At 64.2% G+C, this 21632-nt stretch carries 21 protein-coding genes; 16 read left to right on the plus strand and 5 right to left on the minus strand.

The features are described 5' to 3' along the window. Positions 1–184 precede the first annotated feature (184 nt). The 8 genes from guaB (at position 185) to guaA (ending at position 9676) form a co-directional block, all read left to right on the plus strand. On the plus strand, positions 185–1687 hold the full coding sequence (gene guaB, locus CXY71_RS13975) for an IMP dehydrogenase (RefSeq protein ID WP_104136450.1): 1503 nt from the start codon (positions 185–187) through the stop codon (positions 1685–1687). Between the two features lie 92 nt (positions 1688–1779). After that, positions 1780–2898 carry a GuaB3 family IMP dehydrogenase-related protein gene (locus CXY71_RS13980; protein WP_104136452.1) on the plus strand — a complete coding sequence of 373 codons (1119 nt, stop codon included), beginning with the start codon at positions 1780–1782 and terminating at the stop codon, positions 2896–2898. A gap of 157 nt (positions 2899–3055) precedes the next feature. After that, positions 3056–4786 (plus strand): glycerol-3-phosphate dehydrogenase/oxidase, encoded by a 1731-nt coding sequence (locus CXY71_RS13985; RefSeq protein ID WP_104136455.1) that lies wholly within the window; start codon positions 3056–3058, stop codon positions 4784–4786. A gap of 73 nt (positions 4787–4859) precedes the next feature. Beyond that, on the plus strand, positions 4860–5393 hold the full coding sequence (locus tag CXY71_RS13990) for a cation:proton antiporter regulatory subunit (protein ID WP_233198287.1): 534 nt from the start codon (positions 4860–4862) through the stop codon (positions 5391–5393). A 3-nt stretch (positions 5394–5396) separates the two neighbouring features. Beyond that, entirely contained in the window at positions 5397–6851 is a 1455-nt protein-coding gene (locus tag CXY71_RS13995) for a cation:proton antiporter (RefSeq protein ID WP_104136460.1), read from the plus strand. A 5-nt stretch (positions 6852–6856) separates the two neighbouring features. After that, on the plus strand, positions 6857–7615 hold the full coding sequence (locus tag CXY71_RS14000) for an SURF1 family protein (RefSeq protein ID WP_233204649.1): 759 nt from the start codon (positions 6857–6859) through the stop codon (positions 7613–7615). 10 nt (positions 7616–7625) lie between these two features. Then, positions 7626–8075, plus strand: coding sequence for a DUF3817 domain-containing protein (locus tag CXY71_RS14005; RefSeq protein WP_104136464.1), 450 nt, complete (start codon positions 7626–7628; stop codon positions 8073–8075). Continuing rightward, positions 8072–9676, plus strand: a complete 1605-nt coding sequence (gene guaA / locus CXY71_RS14010; RefSeq protein ID WP_104136467.1) for a glutamine-hydrolyzing GMP synthase — start codon at positions 8072–8074, stop codon at positions 9674–9676. Before CXY71_RS14005 ends, guaA begins: the two co-directional genes overlap by 4 nt. A 142-nt stretch (positions 9677–9818) precedes the next feature. On the opposite strand, the gene CXY71_RS14015 is transcribed toward guaA, so the two are convergent. Next, positions 9819–11045: an MFS transporter gene (locus tag CXY71_RS14015; protein ID WP_104136470.1), complete on the minus strand. Its 1227-nt coding sequence runs from the start codon at positions 11043–11045 to the stop codon at positions 9819–9821. Positions 11046–11211: 166 nt separating this feature from the next. Here CXY71_RS14015 and CXY71_RS21495 point away from each other — a divergent pair, with 166 nt between their 5' ends. Continuing rightward, the gene (locus CXY71_RS21495; protein WP_199184312.1) at positions 11212–11412 is read left to right on the plus strand and encodes a hypothetical protein; all 201 of its coding nucleotides are present in this window, start codon (positions 11212–11214) and stop codon (positions 11410–11412) included. A 55-nt stretch (positions 11413–11467) separates the two neighbouring features. Here CXY71_RS21495 and CXY71_RS14025 read toward each other — a convergent pair whose 3' ends face one another. Next, the gene (locus CXY71_RS14025) at positions 11468–12706 is read right to left on the minus strand and encodes an AAA family ATPase (RefSeq protein ID WP_158253098.1); all 1239 of its coding nucleotides are present in this window, start codon (positions 12704–12706) and stop codon (positions 11468–11470) included. Positions 12707–12749: 43 nt separating this feature from the next. On the opposite strand from CXY71_RS14025, the gene CXY71_RS14030 reads away from it, so the two are divergent. After that, on the plus strand, positions 12750–12947 hold the full coding sequence (locus tag CXY71_RS14030) for an EamA family transporter (protein WP_104136474.1): 198 nt from the start codon (positions 12750–12752) through the stop codon (positions 12945–12947). 21 nt (positions 12948–12968) lie between these two features. Beyond that, the gene (locus CXY71_RS14035; RefSeq protein ID WP_233204644.1) at positions 12969–13151 is read left to right on the plus strand and encodes a hypothetical protein; all 183 of its coding nucleotides are present in this window, start codon (positions 12969–12971) and stop codon (positions 13149–13151) included. Positions 13152–13275: 124 nt separating this feature from the next. On the opposite strand, the gene CXY71_RS21150 is transcribed toward CXY71_RS14035, so the two are convergent. Together CXY71_RS21150 and CXY71_RS14040 are read right to left on the minus strand one after the other, a co-directional pair. Then, positions 13276–13428, minus strand: a complete 153-nt coding sequence (locus CXY71_RS21150; protein WP_158253099.1) for a hypothetical protein — start codon at positions 13426–13428, stop codon at positions 13276–13278. Between the two features lie 90 nt (positions 13429–13518). Further along, entirely contained in the window at positions 13519–14337 is an 819-nt protein-coding gene (locus CXY71_RS14040) for a Bax inhibitor-1/YccA family protein (RefSeq protein WP_104136480.1), read from the minus strand. Positions 14338–14556: 219 nt separating this feature from the next. Between CXY71_RS14040 and CXY71_RS14045 the strand changes: the two genes are divergently transcribed. The 5 genes from CXY71_RS14045 to CXY71_RS14065 all read left to right on the plus strand — a co-directional run bounded on the left by CXY71_RS14045 (position 14557) and on the right by CXY71_RS14065 (position 21052). Next, positions 14557–15618, plus strand: a complete 1062-nt coding sequence (locus tag CXY71_RS14045) for a glycerophosphodiester phosphodiesterase family protein (protein WP_104136483.1) — start codon at positions 14557–14559, stop codon at positions 15616–15618. A 42-nt stretch (positions 15619–15660) separates the two neighbouring features. Beyond that, complete coding sequence (locus tag CXY71_RS14050) at positions 15661–18225, plus strand: ATP-dependent helicase (RefSeq protein ID WP_104136485.1); 2565 nt, start codon at positions 15661–15663, stop codon at positions 18223–18225. Positions 18226–18334: 109 nt separating this feature from the next. Further along, on the plus strand, positions 18335–19759 hold the full coding sequence (locus CXY71_RS14055) for a ferric reductase-like transmembrane domain-containing protein (protein ID WP_233204645.1): 1425 nt from the start codon (positions 18335–18337) through the stop codon (positions 19757–19759). Continuing rightward, positions 19756–20292, plus strand: coding sequence for an FMN-binding protein (locus CXY71_RS21500; protein ID WP_233204646.1), 537 nt, complete (start codon positions 19756–19758; stop codon positions 20290–20292). Before CXY71_RS14055 ends, CXY71_RS21500 begins: the two co-directional genes overlap by 4 nt. A gap of 10 nt (positions 20293–20302) precedes the next feature. Then, positions 20303–21052, plus strand: coding sequence for an FAD:protein FMN transferase (locus CXY71_RS14065; RefSeq protein WP_233204647.1), 750 nt, complete (start codon positions 20303–20305; stop codon positions 21050–21052). 111 nt (positions 21053–21163) lie between these two features. Here CXY71_RS14065 and CXY71_RS14070 read toward each other — a convergent pair whose 3' ends face one another. Beyond that, complete coding sequence (locus CXY71_RS14070; protein WP_104136487.1) at positions 21164–21574, minus strand: DUF3054 domain-containing protein; 411 nt, start codon at positions 21572–21574, stop codon at positions 21164–21166. Between the last annotated feature and the right edge of the window lie 58 nt (positions 21575–21632).

A 21632-nucleotide genomic window follows, 5' to 3' on the forward strand; every position in this document is an offset into this window, starting at 1 on the left:
TACTGCCAACTTCTCTGTTGAGAGTATTTGCCGATTATGTCCTATATGTTTCGAATTTCCGCACCGAGCCGACATTGGTGTGCGGAATGTGATGAGCCCAAACACGCTTAACATTGAAGAACCGGTTAAATTACGCGATTTTCCGGACAATTTTGAGTTTTTCAGCTACAGGTAAAGGGGTTTCATGGATCAGCCAGATCCGTTCGGATTCACCGGGCTCACCTACGACGACGTGCTGCTCCTGCCGGGGCACACCGACGTCATTCCGAGCGAGGCGGTCACCAAATCCCGGTTGACCCGGCGCATTGATGTGTCGCTGCCGCTGCTCTCCAGCGCTATGGACACCGTGACCGAGACCCGCATGGCGATCGCCATGGCCCGTGAGGGGGGGCTCGGAATTCTGCACCGCAACCTGTCGATCAATGATCAGGCCGAACAGGTGGATCTGGTCAAGCGCAGCGAATCCGGCATGATCACCAACCCGGTCACCACTTCGCCCAACGCCACAGTGGCCGAGGTTGACGCCCTGTGCGGCCAGTTCCGCGTGAGCGGGCTGCCGGTCGTTGACAGTGACGGCATCCTGGTAGGAATCATCACCAACCGCGACATGCGCTTCGTTCCGCACGCCAAGAAGGCGCTCACCCGGGTGCGCGAGGTCATGACAACCTCCCCGCTGATCACCGGCAAGGTCGGGATGGCTCCCGAAGACGCCCTCGCGATCTTCGCCAAGCACAAGATCGAAAAGCTGCCCCTGATCGACGCCAACGGCAAGCTCACCGGCCTGATTACCGTGAAAGACTTCGACAAGAGCGAGGAATACCCCCTCGCCACCAAGGACGACGGCGGGCGCCTGCGCGTCGGCGCGGCCATCGGGTTCTTCGGTGATGCCTGGCAGCGCGCGACCGCCCTGCTCGAATCCGGGGTGGACGTGCTCGTGGTCGACACCGCCAACGGCGACAGTGCCGGCGTGCTCGACATCATTCGTCGTCTGAAATCGGACAAAGCCTTCGCCGAGGTCGACGTGATCGGTGGAAACGTCGCCACCCGCTCGGGCGCCCAGGCGCTCATCGACGCGGGTGCCGACGCAATCAAGGTCGGCGTGGGCCCCGGCTCGATTTGCACTACCCGCATCGTGGCCGGTGTCGGCGTTCCCCAGATCACCGCCGTGTATCAGGCCTCGTTGGCTGCACGGGAGACCGGTGTTCCGGTCATCGCGGACGGTGGGCTGCAGTATTCTGGTGACATCGCCAAGGCCCTCGTGGCCGGCGCGGACACCGTTATGCTCGGTTCGCTCCTGGCGGGCTGCACCGAAAGCCCCGGCGAACTCGTGTTCGTCAATGGCAAGCAGTTCAAGACCTACCGCGGTATGGGTTCGCTCGGCGCGCTGCAGACCCGCGGCACAAAGACGTCCTATTCCAAAGACCGTTACTTTCAGAACGACGTTCCCAGCGACGAAAAACTCATTCCCGAGGGCATCGAGGGTCAGGTGCCGTTCCGCGGCCCGCTCGCCGCTGTGGCTTACCAGCTGGTCGGCGGCCTGCGCCAGTCCATGTTCTATGTGGGCGCCCGCACTATCGCCGAGCTCAAGCAAAAGGGCAAGTTCGTGCGCATCACGCCCGCCGGGCTCAAGGAATCGCACCCGCACGACGTGCAGATCGTGGTCGAGGCCCCGAACTACCGTCGGTAAGCCTGCCTCAAGGCCCCAGCGCGGTCTGCCTGCGCCGGGGCCGAGCATCCGCTTGAAAAGGGGATGTCGGTGGCTCCCTCTAAACTGGAACCATGGAAATCGAGATCGGCCGCTCCAAGCGCGCCCGCCGCGTGTACGCCTTCGACGACATCGCGGTGGTGCCCAGTCGGCGCACCCGCGACCCGGAAGACGTGTCGGTCGGCTGGACCATCGACGCCTACCAGTTCGCCATTCCGGTGTTGGCCGCCCCGATGGACTCCGTCGTCTCGCCGACCACGGCCATCATGATGGGCCAGCTCGGCGGCGTCGGCGTGCTCGACCTTGAGGGCTTGTGGACCCGGCACGAGAACCCCGAGCCGCTGCTCGCCGAAATTCGCAGCCTGCCCGCCGATAAGGCGACCGCGCGCATGCAGGAGATGTACTCCGCCCCGATTCAGCCCGAGCTCGTCACCGCCCGCCTGGCCGAAGTTCGCGCCGGCGGAGTCACCGTGGCCGGAGCCCTTTCGCCCCAGCGCACCCAGGAACTATACGAAACCGTCGTCGCCGCCGGCGTCGACCTGTTCGTCATTCGCGGTACGACGGTTTCAGCCGAGCACGTCTCGCAGAACCAGGAACCGCTCAACCTCAAGAAGTTCATCTACGAGCTCGACGTTCCCGTCATTGTCGGCGGCGCAGCCACCTACACGGCGGCCCTGCACCTCATGCGCACCGGCGCCGCGGGCGTTCTGGTCGGTTTCGGCGGGGGAGCCGCGTCGACCACCCGCGCGACCCTGGGCATCCACGCCCCAATGGCCACCGCCGTAGCGGATGTCGCCGGAGCGCGCCGCGACTACATGGACGAGTCCGGCGGGCGCTATGTGCACGTCATCGCCGACGGTGGCCTCGGCACGTCGGGCGACATTGTCAAGGCGATCGCCTGCGGCGCCGACGCCGTCATGCTCGGCACTGCGCTCGCTCGGGCAACGGATGCCCCCGGCGGCGGATTCCACTGGGGCGCCGAGGCGCACCACCCGCAGCTGCCGCGCGGCAAGCGCGTCGAGGTCGGCACCGTGGCCCCGCTCGAAGAGATCCTGTACGGTCCGGCTCCAGTCGCCGACGGCACCGCCAACCTGATCGGCGCGCTGCGTCGGTCGATGGCGACCACCGGTTACTCCGATCTCAAAGAATTTCAGCGGGTTGAAGTGGTTGTCGCGCCGTACCGGGTGAACTAGCGTCGGTGTGAACTAGCGTCGGTGTGAACTAGCGTCGGTGTGAACTAACTTCGAAGACAGACGTACTTTCAGCATTACCCGCAACACTGTTATCGCAGGTGTTCGTCGCACCTCCCTGACCTCTCGTCTTAAACACTGAGTCTGAACAGGAGTAGTAATGGCCTCCCAAAAATCGGTCACCCGTTCCACAAAATTGGGGCCTGAGGAGCGGGGCGCCGCTCTGGCCAAGCTCAAAGACAAAGAGCTCGACATTCTTGTCGTCGGCGGCGGTATCGTCGGTGCCGGGGCCGCCCTCGATGCCGTCACGCGCGGTCTGAGCGTGGGTATTTTGGAGGCGCGGGACTGGGCGTCTGGCACATCGAGCCGGTCGTCCAAGCTCGTGCATGGCGGCATCCGCTATCTGGAGCAGCTGGACTTTCGTCTGGTGCGCGAGGCGCTCACCGAGCGGGGTCTGCTGCTGCAGCGCATCGCGCCGCACTTGGTAAAGCCGGTGCGGTTTCTGTACCCGCTCAAGAAGCGCTTCACCGAACGGTTCTACATCGGTGCCGGCATGCTGCTCTACGACATCTTCTCCTACACCGGCGGGCGCCCGCCGGGCGTGCCGCACCACCGCCACCTGTCGAAAAGTCAGGTGCAGAAGCTTATTCCGAGTCTCGCTAACGACGCCCTGGTCGGCGGCATCACCTACTACGACGCCCAGGTCGACGACGCCCGCTACGTCTCGTCTCTGGTGCGCACCGCCTCGTTCTATGGTGCCCACGCGGCCAGCCGGGTGCGCGTCGAAGGCTTCATCAAGGTGGGGGAGCGCGTCGTCGGCGTGCGCGCCCACGACCTGCAGACCGACGAACACTTCGAGGTGCGGGCCAAACAGGTCGTGAACGCGACCGGGGTCTGGACTGACGACACCCAGCGCATGGTCGGCGAGCGTGGAACCTTCAAAGTGCGGGCGTCGAAGGGCGTGCACCTCGTGGTGCCGCGCGACCGGTTCCAGAGCGCGATGGGACTGCTGCTGCGCACAGAGAAGAGCGTTCTGTTCGTTATCCCGTGGGGCCGGCACTGGCTCATCGGCACGACCGACACCGACTGGTACCTCGACAAGGCGCACCCGGCCGCGACGGCGGCCGACATCGATTACATCCTCGAACACATCAATGAGGTTTTGACGGTACCTCTCACCCGGGAAGACGTCGAGGGTGTCTACGCGGGTCTCCGTCCGCTGCTGGCCGGCGAGAGCGACCAGACCTCCAAGCTCTCCCGCGAACATCTCGTCGGACACTCCGTTCCCGGCCTCGTCGTGATCGCCGGTGGCAAGTGGACCACCTACCGCATCATGGCCAAGGACGCAGTGGACGCTGCGGTCTCGGCCCTCGATGGCCGCATTCCTGCTTCGGCGACCCAGGACATCCCCCTGCTGGGGGCTGAAGGGTACCAAGCCGCCTGGAACAAGCGCGGCAAGATCGCCAAGGCGTTCGGCCTGCACACGGTGCGCGTCGAACACCTGCTCAACCGGTACGGCACCCTCACCGACGAGCTGCTCGACCTGATTCGCGCTACCCCGGCGCTCGCCGAACCGTTGCCCGGCGCCGACGACTACATCGGCGCCGAAGTGGTCTACGCGGCCTCGCATGAAGGCGCACTGCACCTCGAAGACGTGCTCGCTCGGCGTACCCGCATCTCGATCGAGGCGTGGGATCGCGGGGTGTCGGCCGCACCGGTCGCGGCAGTGCTCATGGCCGGCGTGTTGGGCTGGGACCAGGAGCGTATCGACCGTGAGGTCGGGTTCTACCTCACCCGGGTCGCCGCCGAGCGCGCTTCGCAGGAGCAACCGGACGACGAGTCCGCCGACCGGGTACGCCTGGAAGCCCCCGACATCGTGGTGACTACCTAGCGCGCGCAGCTGCCGCGCTGGAGCAAAAGCGGCTCCGGTAGAATAGGGGGACTGCCCTTATAGCTCAGGAGTCATGACAATGGTTGATGTTCGGCGGGTCAAACTTCCCGGCGTGGGTGTATTGCACACCTTTATCACAGATGACGGTGGCAAGGTCGGCGTCATCGCCCACCGATCCGGCCACAGCGATCTCATCACCTTTGCCGATGATGAAGGCGGCCCCGACGCGAGCAAGGTCTCGCTGAGGCTCAACGAAGACGAGGCGCACACCCTCGCCGAGTTGCTCGGCGGCACCCAGATCACCGAGTCGCTCAGCGCCCTCGACCAGATCCCTGGCCTCAGCATCGATTGGTTCACCGTCGACTACGAAGACCACATCGCCGGCCAGGCCCTCGGCAATCCGGCCGACCGTGGCATTGCGGGTCTCACTGTTGTCGCCGTCGTGCGCGGTGAATCCGCTAATCCGGCCCCCGCCGCCGACTTCAAGGTCTTCCCCGGTGATACCCTCGTCGTCGCCGGCTCGCCGGAAAAAGTCGTCAAGGCCTTCGCTTTCTTTCGTACCGGTGAAGTGAAGGCCAAGACCGTCGACGCTCCACCAGCGGGGTAAGCGATGCACTTGGGCGAAGACCTCCTCGTTCTCGGCATCCTCCTCGTCGTCGCCTACGTTCTTGGCCGCTTGGGCAAGGTGATCGGGCTCCCCACCATCCCCATCTACATGATCGTGGGCGTGCTCGCGAGCCCCAACACCGACTTCTTCCCCCTCGACTTTCAGTCCGGCGATATCGAGCTCATCGCCGTGTTCGGCCTGATCCTGCTTTTGTTCAGCCTTGGCCTCGAGTTCGACCAGGAAGAGTTCTTCGGTAACGCCAAAACGCTGATCATCTCCGGTGGATCCTGGATTCTCATCAACATGGGAGCGGGCTTCGTGTTCGGCCTGTTGGTCGGCTGGGGACCACGCGAGGCCCTCGTCATCGCTGGCATGACCGGCACCTCGTCGAGCGCCATCATCACCAAACTCCTGATCGAGCTGCGACGCTTAGCCAATAAAGAGACACCGATGATTCTCGGCGTGACCGTCGTGGGTGACATCTTCATCGCGATCTACCTCTCCATCGTCTCCGTCGTGCTCAGCGGTAAGACCGAGATCTGGCCGATCGTGCTGCAGCTGTCCATCGCGTTCCTCTTTCTGGTCGCCATGTTCTCTCTTGCCCGCTGGGGTGGCCGGGTGGTGTCGCGTCTCATGCGCACCAAGGATGACGAACTGTTCACCATTTTGTTCTTCGGTCTGGTCGTGCTGTTCGCCGGCATCGGCGAGATCATCGGCGTGACGGATGCCATCGGCGCGTTCCTGATCGGCGTCGTGCTCGGCGCGAGCAGCTACCGCGCCAAGATCGAACGTGTCGCCGTGCCCCTGCGCGATATCTTTGCCGCGTTCTTCTTTCTCAACTTTGGTCTCGCCCTCGATATCGCCCAGTTCGGTTCGGTGATCGGCGTGGTGCTCATCGCCATCGGGATGACCTTTGTGCTCAGTCTGCTGTCGGGCGCACTGCTGGCGTGGCTGCACAAAATGGGGCCACGCGAAGCCCTCAACACCGCCGCGATCTTCGTCAACCGCGGCGAATTCACCCTGATTCTGGCGACCCTGTCGGTATCGGCCGGGCTCGATCCGCGCCTGCAACCGTTCGCCGGCCTGTACGTGCTTTCCATGGCCATCCTTGGCCCGCTGTTCGCGGCGAATTCGGAGAAGATCGGGTCGGCGTTGCGCCGCCGGGTGCCGGTATCCGTTTCTACGGGGGCAGCGCGCAATCCGATGCGGGGCGAGGAAATCGCGCTCGTCGAGGCGGCGACGGCGGCGCAGGCCGCGGACGCCGACGAGTACGCCCGGCGGGCAACCAAACGTGGCTCGGTCAATTCTCAAGCGACGGAAGATACGGTTACAGAAGCGAAACGCTTAGACTCAATGGCCGATTTCGCGCTCGGCCAGCACACCCCAGATCCCGATGATGACGCCGACAGACCGGCACGCAAACCCGGGCGAGAAACCCACACAGGTGACTATTCGTGATCAGAATGATGCTGCGCCCCCGCTGGGTGCTCGCGCTGCTGCTGGCCCTCGGCATCGCCGCGGCGTTCGCCCTGCTCGGACACTGGCAGCTCGAGCGTGCCATCGAGTCCGGCGTCGTGGTGGAGCGAGCGACCGAGCAGGTGAAGCCCCTCGCCGAAGTGGCGCAGCCCGACGGCACGGTGACCCAGATCGCGACCGGCCAGATGGTCACGACGAAGGGCTCCTGGGTGCCCGGTGACGAGCAGCTCATCACCACGCGGCTCAACGGCGGCATCGATGGCTTCTGGGTGGTTAGCCATTTTCAAACGGATGCCGCCGCCAGCATCGCCGTCGCGCGCGGCTGGGCTCCAGACCAGGCCACCGCCCAATCGGTCATCGAGGTACTCGAAAAGGAACCGGCTAACGCTCCCGTCGCGCTGACCGGACGCTTTCTCACCGGCGAGGCCCCGGAGCTGCCCGACCCGGAGGGCGACTCGATGGAAATGACCAAGGTTGCGCCATCCGCTCTGATCAATTTGTGGGCCGATTTCAGCGACGAGTCGGTCTATTCTGGCTACATCGTCGACAGTGAGGCCGCCGCCGGCCTCGACCTGATTGATTCCCCGGTGCCCGAAGTCGACCAGTCGCTGAACTGGCTGAACATCTTCTATGCCATCGAGTGGGTCGTCTTCGCCGGCTTCGCCGTGTTCCTTTGGTACCGTCTGGTACGCGACGCCCTGGAGCGCGAAATTGAAGACGCCGAAGCCCTCACTGCTGGCGCGTAGAATTAGGCACATGCCTCGTCTACCCAAGCCCGCCGATATCTCCAGAATTCCCGGTGCACTGCGGCTGTACCAGGTGTCATCGACCATCACCGGTGTCTTCCTGCTGCTGCTCTGCATCGAAATGGTCATCAAGTACGGCTTCGGCCACGAGATCGAGATGGGTGGTTCGCAGGGGTTCCTCGCGATCGTTCCGACCGACACGGTGGCCGCGATCAACCTCAGCACCGGCATTCTGATCGCGCACGGCTGGTTCTACGTGCTCTACCTGTTCGCCGACTTCCGCCTCTGGAGTCTCATGCGCTGGCCGTTTTGGCGCTTCGTGCTCATTGCTTTCGGCGGCGTCGTCCCCACCCTGTCCTTCATCGTGGAAGTCCCCGTTGCTCGCACGGTGAAGCGCTTCCTCGCCGAGAATACCGAAAAGACCGCGGCAGTTGCCGAGGCGGCGAAGGCCCAGGCATGACCATTTCAGCGGATGTCCCAATCGCCGACTCAGGGCTGGATCACCCCGTTCTCGTGGTCGACTTCGGTGCGCAGTACGCGCAGCTGATCGCACGGCGCGTGCGTGAGGCATCCGTCTATTCGGAGATCGTGCCGCACACCATCACCGCTGCCGAAGTTCTCGCCAAAAATCCGCGTGGAATCGTGCTGAGTGGTGGCCCGTCGAGCGTCTACGCCGACGGCGCGCCCGCCTTCGATGCGGAGATCTTCGAGCTCGGCGTGCCCGTGCTTGGCATTTGCTATGGCTTTCAGGTGATGGCGACCGCCCTCGGCGGTACCGTCGCCCATACGGGAGCCCGCGAATACGGCTCGACCCCGGTCGTCGTCAGTAACGCCGACAACGTGCTGCTGGCCGACCAGCCCAACAGCCAAACGGTCTGGATGAGCCACGGCGACTCGGTCGCTACCGCGCCGGCGGGCTTCACTGTGCTGGCCTCGTCGACCTCCACCCCGGTCGCAGCGTTCGCCAATGACAAGAAGCGGCTCTACGGCGTGCAGTGGCACCCGGAGGTCAAGCACTCCGAAAACGGCCAGCACGTGTTGGAGAACTTTCTGCACCGCGCCGCGGGCATCAACCCCGACTGGAACAGCGGTAACGTCATCGCTGAGCAGGTCGCCAAGATTCGTGCCCAGGTCGGCACCGGCAAGGTCATCTGCGGCCTGTCCGGCGGAGTCGACTCCGCCGTGGCCGCGGCCTTGGTACACAAGGCCATCGGTGACCAGCTGGTCTGCGTTTTCGTCGACCACGGCCTGCTGCGCGAAGACGAGCGTCGGCAGGTTGAAGAGGATTACGTCAAGGCCACCGGCATCCGCCTGGTCACTGTCGACGTGCGTGAGCAGTTCCTCGATGCTCTGAAAGGCGTGAGCGACCCGGAGACCAAGCGCAAAATCATCGGCCGCGAGTTCATCCGTACCTTTGAGCAGGCCCAGGCCGAACTGATCGAAGAGGCCAAGGAAATCGACGGCGACCCGATCCGTTTCCTCGTGCAGGGCACGCTCTACCCCGATGTCGTCGAATCCGGCGGCGGCAGCGGTACCGCCAACATCAAGAGCCATCACAACGTCGGCGGCCTGCCCGACGACCTCAAGTTCGAACTGGTCGAACCGCTGCGCACCCTGTTCAAAGATGAGGTGCGCGCGATCGGCGCCGAGCTCGGCCTGCCAGCCGAAATCGTGCAGCGCCAGCCTTTTCCCGGCCCCGGCCTGGGCATACGCATCGTCGGTTCAATCACCCAGGAACGCCTGGACCTGCTGCGCAAAGCGGACGCGATCGTGCGCTTCGAACTGACCGCCGCCGGCCTCGACCGGGAGATCTGGCAGTGCCCGGTCGTGCTGCTCGCCGACGTGCGGTCAGTGGGCGTGCAGGGTGACGGCCGCACCTATGGTCACCCCATCGTGCTGCGACCCGTGTCGTCGGAAGACGCCATGACCGCTGACTGGACTCGCCTGCCCTACGATCTGCTGGCCAAGATTTCGAACCGCATCACTAACGAGGTAGATGGGGTAAACCGTGTCGTGCTCGACGTCACGTCGAAGCCGCCGGGAACCATCGAGTGGGAGTGATCTCACCGCACCGTCAAAGGCAGTAGCGTGACAGGAAGGGTCGGCTCGCGGAGAGTCGGCCCTTCCTGTGTGCCCGGCGTGGGCATCCGTTCGTGGGCGCCGTCGCCTGGCCAGCGCCCTGCTACGGTAATCGGCGTAGCGGCTACCCATATCGGGTGCGGCGGCCATCAATTTGTTGGGCGGGATTGTGGGGGATGACGACGGCTGCGAGCAGAGCACAGCATGCGAAGACAGCGCCGCCGACGGCGATCGGAAGCGGCAGGCTGACGACGGCCAACAGGCCGCCGAGGGCAGAGCCGAGTGCCAGCCCGAGAAAGCTCAGCATATGAGATGCCGCGTTGATGCGGCCGCGGAGCGCGTCGGGCACGAGTCGCTGTCGCAGCGAGGTGGCGCAGATTCCCCACACCACGGCGTGGAGGATGTAGACCGTGAGCAGCGCTGCGGCGATGATCCCATTCGTGGTGATTGAGAGCGTGAAGAGTGACATAGCGCCCGTGACGAGGCTTGCGATAATTGTGCGTCGGAAACCGACCCACGCTCGGATCCTCGCGGTCGTGAATGATCCGACCAGGCCGCCGAGCGCTGAAATGGCGAGGATCAACCCGTAGCCCAGGCTGTCGAGCTGTAGCCGCTCCTCAGCGAACAGAACGAGGATCGAGAACGGGAGCATGTAGCCCACGCTCGCGAGGGCGCCGATCAGGCCGAGTCCACCAACGGTGCGGTTGCCGGCCAGCCAGCGGGCACCCTGCATGGCCTCGCGAAAAATGGGCCGGCGCGGCGTCAGTTCAAAACGTGAATCACCGATCCGGCGCATCGGTAGTGCCAGTGCGAGAAGTCCGGCGGCAGCCCAGAGTCCGCCCATGAGGTACATGGGAGCCGCGGCCGCGACGGCAAACAGGAGTCCGCCGAGCGGCGGTCCTGCGAACTCGTCGGCAATCAGTTGCGCGGCTGAGATGCGACCGTTAGCGCGATCGAGCTGTTCTTCGGGCACGATCGAAGGCAGCAACGAAACGGATGCGTTGTCCGCCGCGCTCTCCAGCGTTCCGATCACAGCAAACACGGCAGAGAGCAGCGACAGGTTTGCAACTTCCAGGTGCACGGAGACGGCCAGGGCGATCACGACGAGCCCGCGGATGAGGTTGGTGGTGATCAGCATTGTGCGCCGGTCGATCCGGTCGACCCAGACCCCGATGGGCAGCGCAACCAGCAGCCGAACCAGGGCGTAGGTGGTCGCCAGTCCGGCGACGAGCCGCGGATCGTCGGTGAGCGATGCCGCCAGGAGCGGCATCGAGATGAACGCGATTCCGTCGGCCAGATTCGAGGAAGCACTTGCCGCCCAGAGCGCTCGAAATGGGCGACCGAGCGACATGACCCCGAGTCTAGGGCAGGCGCCCCGCTGCGCTCAGGGCAAACCTCGGTCTCCCGGCGTCAGGCGGTGCGTTTGACTCGACAGATGACGCCCGCACTCATTCCTGGCCGCGAGATCGGCGAGCGACTCGTGGCACAACGGCGAGTACCTGGCGTGTTGGGAGATCATGACCAGACCTGAACTTCGTGACTGGGCGGCGAGCGACCGACGCTTCCATGCTCGGAAGTGGTCAGCCGTTGTCGGGCGCGGTGAGGCGGTCATCGTGCATCGTCGCGGCAACGAGGTGCGTCTCACCCTGCGCTCGCTCACGCGGGCGGCACTCCAGCAACCGTGGCGTACTCTCTACCCGCTGCTTAGCGTCGCTTAACTAGTTGCGCGTCGGCGCTACCTGCGGTCGCTCCGCAGATCGGACGGCGTCGCGATTACGTCCAGGTTGTGCTTCGTCGTCGCCGAATCAGAAACTCGTGAAACTTCGGTGCAGTGTATTCGTAGATGCCTTTTTGCAACCGGTACACCACTCCCTGGTCGGCCAGCCTGCCCATCAAGACGTTGACGTTTCCCTGTTTTCGAGATGTGACCTGGTGTATGTCGGCCGTCCGCAACGGCGGATACTCGCAGGCTCCGGTCAGCAGGAGAAGGTCTTGCTCGGCAGGCGTGAGCGAGTCAAGCCGGGGCGCGTAGAAATCGTGGTCCAAGCGCTTGAAAATCGCCTCGCGAAGGCCTTTCAGTAGGTCCACAGTCAAGACGTCCGATGAGGTGTCGATGGCATCCTCCCAGAGCTCGGCACCCCACAACTGCACGAAATACGGATATCCTTCTACGTCGTCCATGACGGCGCTCACGAGATCGTCGGTGGCTTCTTTGCCTGTGCCATCCAGGGGACGGAGGAACGCTTCACGGGTCTGGGCGCGCGTTAGGCGGCCTACCTCTTCACCGCGGAACATGCGCTCGCTGTATGTGCGAGCCTGGAGCAGGTTCGCAATCAGCGTAGGCAGGCCGCACAGCACGAGTGCAATTGGCACCTGTTGTTCCTGTAGCGAGTTGATTGCGGCAATGAGCAGTGAGAGTGGATGCTGCCCATCACGGTCCTTGTCGTCGACGAGTACTTGCGCCTCGTCGAGCATCAGGACAAGTCCTCCCTTTCCGGATTTCACGGCGATCCGAACCGTATCCAGAAGGTCGGAGGCAAGATCGGATTCCTTGGAATTGGCTGAACCGCCCAGAGACACGGTGACGTCCTCGAACGTCATTGTCGCCAACGCTCGTGCACCACTGATGACGGCCTCCGTCTTCTGACGAAGGCTCTCGGTCCGTGAAACCTGGGCCTGAACCTCCAGTAGCAGATCGTGGAGAATTGCCACGATGGCTTCTTCGCGATTGTGCCGCGGCTCCAACTGCAACCGGCCGACAGCCCAGTTGAGCTCTCCCTTGGTGACTTCTTCGAAGCGCTTGAGCAACACGGTCTTCCCCACGCCACGGAGTCCCGTGATGCGATAGTTGGCCGGGATTTCGGGCGCTCCCCGGAGTATCGCCCGCAAGATTCTTTCCTGACTCTCCCGCCCAGCAAGAAAGAGAGGAGTGTTCGCCGCTCCGGGACGATATGGATTCTTGATGAGAACTCCCCGGTCACTCGGTTCTAACAAATACTTGTTCTTATCCAAGATAATAACAGATTTCCTTTAGAAGCGAGTACCCGGGCGGCGAGTGTGGCGGAAGTCCTGGGTGCTCGGCGTGCTCAACATTGGGGCGTTCTTCGCCCTGCTCTTCATCGCGGCGTACCGGTTGCCCGGCGGAGTGGCCGCCATCGTTGGTGGCCTGCAGCTGCTCGTTGTGGTATTCCTCGCCAGCAAGGTTCTCCACGAGCGGATGACCGGGCGCGTGCTGGTGAGCGGCGCGGCTTGAGCGCTCGGTGTGAGCCTCATCGTGCTTCAATCGCAGGCGAAGCTGGACGCTGTCGGAATCCTGGCCGCGGTCCGCGGTACCGTCTGCATGGCGTCCGGCATCGTGCTCTACGTCGCCTGGTTCCACGACATCGCACGCCTGCCGGCCAGCACCATTGCGTTCCTGGGACTGTTGAGCCCGGTCGTGGCCATCCTGCTTGGCTGAACGATCGCCGGCGAGCACCTGGTCCCGATTCAGATCGCGGGGAGCGTCATCGTGGCCACGGCCCCAAAACCGGCCGGTTCTCTGCACCGTCGCAGCAACATCCGCAGCGCGGGCATCCGCTGGCTCAGTCTTTGGGGGCTTTGATATAACGCCGGATAGCGTGGACGACGACGTAGGCCAGTCCGAGGAGCACGATGGCGCTGCCGATGTAGCCGAACGTGACGGTCAGGCCGTTTGCTTCGAGCGGGAGCAACGCGTGCAGTTCAGTGAAACTCATGACTTAAGCCAACCACAGTGCGGCGTGCGCGGAGTACGAAAAAGCGCCCGCGTTCAGAGAACGAGGGCGCCTAATCGAATGCGGCTGCGGCTACTCCCGGGTGAGGACGAAGATGCGCAGCATTTCGACGTAGAGCCAGACAACGGTCATTATGATGCCAAAGGCTCCGGTCCAGCCGTACTTGCGGGGCAGGTGGTTGTTGACGCCCTTCTGGATGAAATCGAAGTCGAGCACGAGCGAGTACGCGGCCAGCAGCACCGCGAGCAGTCCGATGAGGATGCCGAGCTTGATGTCAAAGCCGAGAATGCTGATGCTCGTACTACGCATACCGAAGGCCTGGTCGGTGCCGCCGAAAATCATCATTCCCACGTTGATGAGCGAGAATGCGGCGTAGCCGATCATGGCGATCAAGAAGATCTTGGTGGCCTTCTTCGAGGCGCGAATCTTGCCGCTCTTGAACAGTGCCAGCGTGACGGCGACGACGACGAGAGTGGCGAGAACCGCCTGCAGTACGACGCCCCCGTAGATGTCTTCAAAGACGCGGGAGATGCCACCGACGAACAGGCCCTGGGCCCCGGCGAAGGTGAGGATCAGCGGAGCCGACGGCTCCTTCTTGAAGGTGTTGACCAAGCCGAGCACGAACCCGGCGATGGCACCCAGAATGAACAGGAACGGCAGCACCGGGGTGGCGACCCAGGAGATCATCGCCGCCACGAGCAGCAGCGCGAAGCCGAGGCCGGTCTTGGTGATGGTGTCTTCGTAAGTCATGCGTTCGGTGTCTTGTGAACCGGCGGATGGCCGGTTGTACATCGACTGCAGATCGTTGTCAGAGAGGGCCTGCGACGACGCCACTGCGCCACGAGCGCCGAACGCTTCGTTGCGGGAGAAAGCGGGGTTGGAGGATGCCATGGGTTGCTGTACTCACAATCAGCTGGTGGTGTATTCGGGTGTGCGGGCGAACCGACACGCAGCGCCTGGTGCGGCACTGTATTAAACCTATCGGAGAGCGCTTTCGAATGTGCTGTGGATCAGCCGATTTGCAGCATTCCGGGCGGTATTAGGCAGCGTTTCGCTGCAAGCGAATGCCGGCCCCAGTATCCGTTCTTCCGCTGCCGTTAGCCTGAAACCATGCAACCGATCATCATTGGCCACCGAGGAGCGAGCGGTTACCGTCCCGAACATACGCGCTCAGCTTTTAATTTGTCCTTCGCCCTCGGCGCCGACGCCGTCGAACCCGACCTGGTCGCCACCCGCGACGGTGTGCTCGTCATTCGCCACGAAAACGAAATCTCCGGCACAACAGATGTGGGCACTCGCGCCGAATTCGCCGCTCGCCGCACCGAGAAGCTCGTTGACGGCAAGCTGGTCACCGGCTGGTTCACCGAGGATTTCACCTGGGCCGAACTGAGCACCCTGCGCGCCCGGGAACGGTTGCCCGCTCTGCGGCAGCGCAACACGACCTTCGACGACCAACAGCCGATACTGCGCCTGCGCGACCTGTTCGACCTTGTCGACGCCGCTGCTGAGCAGACCGAGCGGGTGCTCGGGATCGTCGCCGAGATCAAGCACGCCAATTATTTTGCCGGGCTCGGCCTGCCGTTGCCGGAACTCTTCGCGGCCGAGGTCTCTGCGGCCGGCTGGAACACCGATCGGCTCACCGTCGAGAGCTTCGAACCGAGCGTGCTCGCTCAGGTTCGGGCTCAGGGCGTGCGCAGCAAACGCATCTTCCTGCTCGAAGACGAAGGGCACCCGGTCGACCAGGTCGCGGAGTACGGTGCCGGCGCGCTTAGTTACGCCGACCACCTCACGGCCGACGGACTCGCGAGCCTCGCCGCCGGCCGCTCGTCTGGCGGGTCCCGCAGCAGCATGGGCTCCAGTACTGCTACGAGTGATATCGGCGTCGACGGCATCAGCGTGCCCAAATCGCTCATCCTCGAAACGGATGCCGCGGGTGAAGTGACCGGGGCATCCGCTCTGGTGGACGATGCCCACGCTGCCGGGCTCAAGATCTACTGCTGGACCCTGCGGCCGGAGAACAAGTTTCTGGCGAAAACCTTTCGCAGCGGCACCCGCAAGGGGGACTTCGGACACTGGCAGTCGGAGTTCCGCGTCATTCTCGCCTCCGGCATCGACGGGGTGTTTGCCGACCACCCGGATCTGGCCGTGCACGTGCGCGACGACCTGCGCTGACCGGACCGTGTGTCAGGGGCCTCGCCTACACTGGAAACTGACATGATCACACCTCTTAACGCGGAATCCGCGCCCGCAACCGCCGGCCGCTCGGCCACGCCGATCATTCTCGACGCGTCTGAAAAAGCGGCTAATAGCTACGCAGGCACCGGCAGCAGCGCGCAGAGCCCGCTACTCGACGGGCTCAACCCGCAGCAGAAAGAAGCCGTCGAATACCGCGGCCAGGCGCTGCTCATCATCGCCGGCGCCGGTTCGGGCAAGACCAGTGTGCTCACCCGGCGCGTAGCGAGCCTGCTCGAAACCCGCGATGCCTGGCCGAGCCAGATCCTCGCGATCACCTTCACCAATAAGGCCGCCGCCGAAATGCGCGAGCGGGTGCACGCCATCCTCGGCCAGGCGTCGGACGGCATGTGGATCAGTACGTTCCACTCCTCTTGCGTGCGCATTCTGCGCCGCGAAGCCGAGAAGATCGGCCTTTCCCGCACGTTCAGCATCTATGACTCGGCCGACAGCAAGGTCACGCTCAAGCGCATCATCAAGGGCCTCGACGCCGACACTTACGGCTTCACGCCTGGGTCGGCTGGGGCAAAGATTTCCAAACTCAAGAACGAGCTCGCCGACGCCGATTCTTACGCGCGCAACGCGAACATGAGCGACCCGCAGGAAGTCATGTTCGTCGAGATATTTCGGCAGTACTCCGCCCGGCTGCGCGCCGCGAGCGCCCTCGACTTCGACGACCTCATCGGCGAGACGGTCTACCTGTTCCGCGCGTTCCCCAAGGTCGCCGCGCTCTACCGCCGGCGGTTTCGGCACCTGCTGGTCGACGAATACCAAGACACCAACCACGCCCAGTACGCCCTCGTGCACGAGCTCACCCGTCCGGTCACGGCCGAGCTCGCGCAGGAGATGGAAGACGACGGCGTGCACGTGCGCAATTTGCGCGACGGCAGTGGTGCCATTCCCGGCGCCTCGCTCACCGTGGTCGGTGACTCCGACCAGTCGATCTACGCCTTCCGCGGTGCGGACACCCGCAATATCAGCGGATTCGAGCGGGACTACCCGGGCGCCAAGGTGATCCTGCTCGAGCAGAACTACCGGTCGACCCAGAATATTCTCTCGGCGGCGAACGCGGTGATCGGCCACAACTTCGACCGTACAGACAAGAAGCTGTGGAGCGCGGGCGGTGACGGCGAGAAGATCGTCGGCTACACCGCGTACTCCGGTCACGATGAGGCCCAGTTCGTCTCCGATGAGATCGACATTCTGCACCGGGCTGGCATGGCCTACCGCGACATGGCGGTGTTCTATCGCACCAACGCGCAGACGCGAGCGCTGGAAGAGATCTTGGTGCGCTCGGCCACGCCGTACCGGGTGGTCGGCGGAACCAAGTTCTACGAGCGCGCCGAGATCAAGGATGCCCTGGCCTACCTCATCGCCGTCGCCAACCCGGTCGATGAACTCGCGCTACGCCGCATTCTGAACACCCCCAAGCGCGGCATCGGCCCGGCCACCGAGACCGGGCTGTCGAGCTTCGCCGACGACAACGAGCTCACCTTTCGCCAGGCCATGCGCAACTCTGCCGCGCTCGGCCTTGGACCCAAGGTGACGGGCGCCATCCTCAAGCTCGCCGAACTACTCGACGCCGCCGCGCTCATGCTCGTGCCGACGTCGGTCACCGATGACGGTGTGCCGGTCGGTGCTGCCAACGTTTCTGAGGTGCTCGAGTTTCTGCTGAACGGCAGCGGGCTGCTAGCCGTGCTGCGGGGCAGCCGCGACCCGCAGGACGAGGTGCGGGCCGAGAACATCGAGGAGCTCGTCGCCCAGACCAAAGACTTCAACAAGGAGAACCCCGACGGCGGACTCGTCGACTTTCTCACCCAGGTGTCGCTCGTGGCCGCGGCCGACGATCTCGACGACGCCTCGGGCACGGTCTCGTTGATGACCCTGCACACCGCGAAAGGCCTCGAATATGAGGCTGTGTTCCTCACCGGCGTCGAGGAAGGGCTACTGCCGCACCAGATGTCGGCGAACGAGCCTGGCGGCCCGGCCGAAGAGCGCCGCCTGTTCTACGTAGGCATCACCCGCGCGCGCAAGCGACTTTACCTCTCGCTCGCCATGACCCGCGCCCAGTTCGGCGACATTAACGTGGCGATGCCGAGCCGCTACCTGCAGGAGATCCCAGCCGAGCTGATCGACTGGAAGCAGTCGCCGGGCATGGCCAACTCGCGCGGCGGCACCCAGCCGCGAGCGCTCAATGCGCGCCGCGATGGCGGCTTCGGTGGCTTTGGCAACTCCCTCAACAGCGGTTCCAACACTGGCTCGAGCGACGGTTACGGCGGACGGAGCGGGTACGGCAACAGCGTGAAGCAGACCGGTCTGCCGCCGGGCAAGCCGAAGACCGAGTGGGCGAACAAGATCACCGGCACGATGCGCGACAACGGCACCCTCGAGCTCGCGGCGGGCGACCGCATTCGCCACCACGACTTCGGCGAAGGCCGGGTCAACCAGGTCACCGGCGAGGGTACCAAGCGCATCGCGCACGTGCAGTTCGACACCGCGGGTGCCAAAAAGTTGTTGATCAAGATCGCCCCGATCGAAAAGATCTAGCGTGCTTGTTGCGGTAGCGCTCGAAGCAGTGCTCGAGGCATTGGTGACACACAGGCTGTTCACAGGCTCTCGATAGCTGTTCGAGGGACGCCCGCCCGATGCTCTACTCATGAGCCTCGACACGCGCACCACTCAAATCGGCACCGCGCCCGTGAACACCCCGCGGGTGACCTCGCCGCACCCCGCTTATAAGAAGCGGATGCGTCTCGCCGACAGTCTGCAGATTCTCTGTGTCGCCTCGGTCGCCATCGTGGTTGCCATCTTTCTCGCCGATGGGGGAGCAGCCAAGTTCGGCACCACCGCCGACGCGTTCACGTCCCTTGGAATCGTCGCGGGTCTGATCGGAACCGACCTGCTGCTCGTCATGCTCGTGCTGGCCGCTCGGCTCCCCCCGATCGACCGCGCCTTCGGGCACGATCAAGCTATGGCCGTGCACCAGTCGCTCGGCAAGCCGGCCCTGTACCTCATCCTCGGCCATGCTGCACTGCTCATCACCGGCTACGCGCTCGCCGAAAACGTCAATGTGGTGGCCGAGACCTGGAACATGTTCACAACCCTGCCCGACATGCCGCTCGCCTTTCTCGGCCTCGCGCTCATGATTGGTATCGTCATCACCTCGCTCGTGGTGGTGCGCCGCAAGTTTCGCTACGAAGCCTGGCACGCCGTGCATCTGCTCGCTTACCTCTCGGTACTCGTCGCCATCCCGCACCAGCTGAGCGTCGGTGGTCTGCTCAGTGAGGGCGCCATCGCCCGGTATTACTGGCTAGCCCTGTATGCGATGGTCGCCAGCTCCATCATCGTGTTCCGATTCCTGTTGCCGGTCACCCGGTCGTTGCGCCACCGCCTGGTCGTGGACCGAGTGGACGCCGTCGCTCCGGGCGTCGTCTCAATTACCTTGACCGGCCGAAAACTGGACAAACTCCGGGCGACCTCCGGACAGTTCTTCGTCTGGCGGTTCTGGGCCGATGGACTTTGGTGGCAGGCGCATCCCTTCTCCCTGTCGTCAGCGCCGAGTGAACGCGGACTGCGCATCACCGTTCGCGGCCTGGGCGATGCCTCGCAGCAGCTTCCTCAATTGAAACGCGGCACCCGGGTCAGCTTCGAAGGCCCCTATGGACTGTTCACCGAGAACGCGCGAACCTCGCCCCGGGTGGTGCTGATCGCCGCCGGCATCGGCGTCGCGCCCATTCGCTCCCTACTCGAAACGGTGTCGTTCGCGCCGGGCAACGCCACCGTACTGATTCGCTCGCACTCCCTGGGCGATACCTACCTGGTCGACGAACTCACCGACCTGTGCCGGGTACGCGGCGTTGAGCTGCGCATCATCGCCGGTAAACGTCCAAGTGGAGTGAGCACCTGGCTTCCAGCGGATGCCGTCCGGGACGGGATCTCCCTGCGCACGATCGTGCCCGAACTCGAAAGCTCCGACATCTATATCTGCGGCCCCCGACCCTGGACCGACGCCGTCGTGCGCGACGCCCGCTCCGGCGGGATACCCAAGAAGCAGATCCACTACGAAAGGTTTGACTGGTGAGAGCACGCGCGGTAGCCCTGGCCACCCTGGCCTCCGTTTCGATCGTCGGCATCGGGTGGCAGTTGGGAACCCAGGCGATTGACGCCTCGCAGAGCCTGACGGCGTCCAGCGGCGGCACCGCGATAGCCGCAACCGTGACCGCCACAACGGATGCCGCGGCTGCCGCCACCGCGGCGGCCAATGCCGCCGCCGCAGCCCAGGCCGCCGCAACGGCCGCGACGGCCGCTGCCGCATCAGCGGCCCAGGCCGCAGCGCAGTCAGGCACCTTCACCGGCGCGGTGGTGCAGACCCAATTCGGCAACATGCAGGTGTCGGTAACCGTCGCCAACGGCGCGATCATCGAGGTCACCCCGCTGCAGCTGACCAATCGTGGCGGCCGATCGGTCGATATCAGTAACCAGGCCGCGCCGATTCTGCGCTCCGAGGTGCTCGCCGCGCAGTCCGCGAAGGTGCAAAACATCAGCGGTGCCACGTACACGAGCGAGGGCTACCTGCGGTCGCTGCAATCAGCGCTCGATACGGCCGGATTCTAGGGTGCCGACTGTGGGCGGGGACTATGAGTGGATGCCGGCGCTCACCTTTGCAACGATGGGGACGGTCGTGAGTCTGCGCTTGGAAGATGCTGATGCCGTTGACCTGGTCGAGACGGTGTTTCATCGCTGGGATGAGCAGTTCAGCCTGTACCGGGAGGACTCGGAACTGAGTCGCATCGCGCGCGGGGACATCCGTTTGACTGAGGCGAGTCAGAGTCTACGCGCCTGCTACGCCCTCGCGTTGCACTGGTGTGAACGCACCCAGGGTGTGTTCACACCACATCGTGCCGACGACGTCATCGACCTCTCGGGCGTGGTCAAGGCGCTCGCCATCGCCGAAGCCGGAGCAGCCCTGACGGCGCGCGGCTCGACTAATTGGTCGATCAACGCTGGCGGTGATGTCCTGGTCAGTGGGGATGCCGGGCACCCCGAATGGAGTGTGGGGATCGTCGATCCATCCGATCGTGGTGAGCTGATTGCGAGCGTGCCGTTGCGGCATCCGCTTCGGGCTGTGGCAACCTCGGGCAGCGCGGAACGGGGCGAACACATTTGGACCGCCCTGAACGGTGACCCGTCACCGTTTCGACAGGTGAGTGTGTTCGCGGCCGATATCGTCACTGCCGACGTACTCGCCACGGCGATCGTGGCAGGCGGAGAGACGACCCTGAACGAGATGACCGAGCGTTTCGCCATCGACGTACTCGCGGTGCGGCTTGACGGCCAGTTGCTCGCGACTCCGGGACTGAGGCGGACTGTATAGGCGATTTTGCGTAGAAGTGAGTTGGTCCGTGGCGTTTGGTCGTCTCGTGACGCGACGGCACCGCGGGTCCGAATCAACCGCGCTCGCGTGCAGGGCGGGCTGATCCTGAAATCAGGACGCGGTGGGCATCCGCTGGCGGTCGGGGCGGCGCAGGAGCGCGGCGAGGGCACGCCAGCCGAGGAGAAACAGGCCGAGCACGATGGTCGTGACGATCGCAAAACTGAGTTGAACGCCCTGGCCACTGGCGAGGCGCAGCAGGAGGCCACCCGCTGCGGTGGCGATCCAGATGCCGACGCCGGTCCAGATGATACGGCGCGGGTGTCGCCAGGCACGCAGCAGGAGCCAGCCGATAATCAGGCCGCCGAGGAACGGCCAATAGGTCACGCCGAGTCCGGCTAGACTCTCGCCGTGGCTCAATCGGCCGATCGCAGCGAAAGCCAGCACGAGGATCGCGTCGAGAGCGCCCGCCGTGATGATCGATGATCGCGATATGGGGCCAGCTCCGATACGCAGTGATGCCATATTTTTAGCCTATCCACCCGGTCGGTTCGGAACCCGGAGTTGGCTGTGAGCCCAGCTT

The organism is Cryobacterium sp. Y62 (genome assembly GCF_002929785.1).
In the GTDB taxonomy this organism is placed as follows: Bacteria; Actinomycetota; Actinomycetes; order Actinomycetales; family Microbacteriaceae; genus Cryobacterium.

What these genes read in the sequence shown, in the direction of transcription:
- guaB (WP_104136450.1), top strand. Translation starts at nt 185, where the DNA reads ATGGATCAGCCAGATCCGTTCGGATTCACCGGGCTCACCTACGACGAC.
- CXY71_RS13980 (WP_104136452.1), top strand. Translation starts at nt 1,780, where the DNA reads ATGGAAATCGAGATCGGCCGCTCCAAGCGCGCCCGCCGCGTGTACGCC.
- CXY71_RS13985 (WP_104136455.1), top strand. Translation starts at nt 3,056, where the DNA reads ATGGCCTCCCAAAAATCGGTCACCCGTTCCACAAAATTGGGGCCTGAG.
- CXY71_RS13990 (WP_233198287.1), top strand. Translation starts at nt 4,860, where the DNA reads ATGACAATGGTTGATGTTCGGCGGGTCAAACTTCCCGGCGTGGGTGTA.
- CXY71_RS13995 (WP_104136460.1), top strand. Translation starts at nt 5,397, where the DNA reads ATGCACTTGGGCGAAGACCTCCTCGTTCTCGGCATCCTCCTCGTCGTC.
- CXY71_RS14000 (WP_233204649.1), top strand. Translation starts at nt 6,857, where the DNA reads ATGATGCTGCGCCCCCGCTGGGTGCTCGCGCTGCTGCTGGCCCTCGGC.
- CXY71_RS14005 (WP_104136464.1), top strand. Translation starts at nt 7,626, where the DNA reads ATGCCTCGTCTACCCAAGCCCGCCGATATCTCCAGAATTCCCGGTGCA.
- guaA (WP_104136467.1), top strand. Translation starts at nt 8,072, where the DNA reads ATGACCATTTCAGCGGATGTCCCAATCGCCGACTCAGGGCTGGATCAC.
- CXY71_RS14015 (WP_104136470.1), bottom strand. Translation starts at nt 11,045, where the DNA reads ATGTCGCTCGGTCGCCCATTTCGAGCGCTCTGGGCGGCAAGTGCTTCC.
- CXY71_RS21495 (WP_199184312.1), top strand. Translation starts at nt 11,212, where the DNA reads ATGACCAGACCTGAACTTCGTGACTGGGCGGCGAGCGACCGACGCTTC.
- CXY71_RS21150 (WP_158253099.1), bottom strand. Translation starts at nt 13,428, where the DNA reads ATGAGTTTCACTGAACTGCACGCGTTGCTCCCGCTCGAAGCAAACGGC.
- CXY71_RS14040 (WP_104136480.1), bottom strand. Translation starts at nt 14,337, where the DNA reads ATGGCATCCTCCAACCCCGCTTTCTCCCGCAACGAAGCGTTCGGCGCT.
- CXY71_RS14045 (WP_104136483.1), top strand. Translation starts at nt 14,557, where the DNA reads ATGCAACCGATCATCATTGGCCACCGAGGAGCGAGCGGTTACCGTCCC.
- CXY71_RS14050 (WP_104136485.1), top strand. Translation starts at nt 15,661, where the DNA reads ATGATCACACCTCTTAACGCGGAATCCGCGCCCGCAACCGCCGGCCGC.
- CXY71_RS14055 (WP_233204645.1), top strand. Translation starts at nt 18,335, where the DNA reads ATGAGCCTCGACACGCGCACCACTCAAATCGGCACCGCGCCCGTGAAC.
- CXY71_RS14070 (WP_104136487.1), bottom strand. Translation starts at nt 21,574, where the DNA reads ATGGCATCACTGCGTATCGGAGCTGGCCCCATATCGCGATCATCGATC.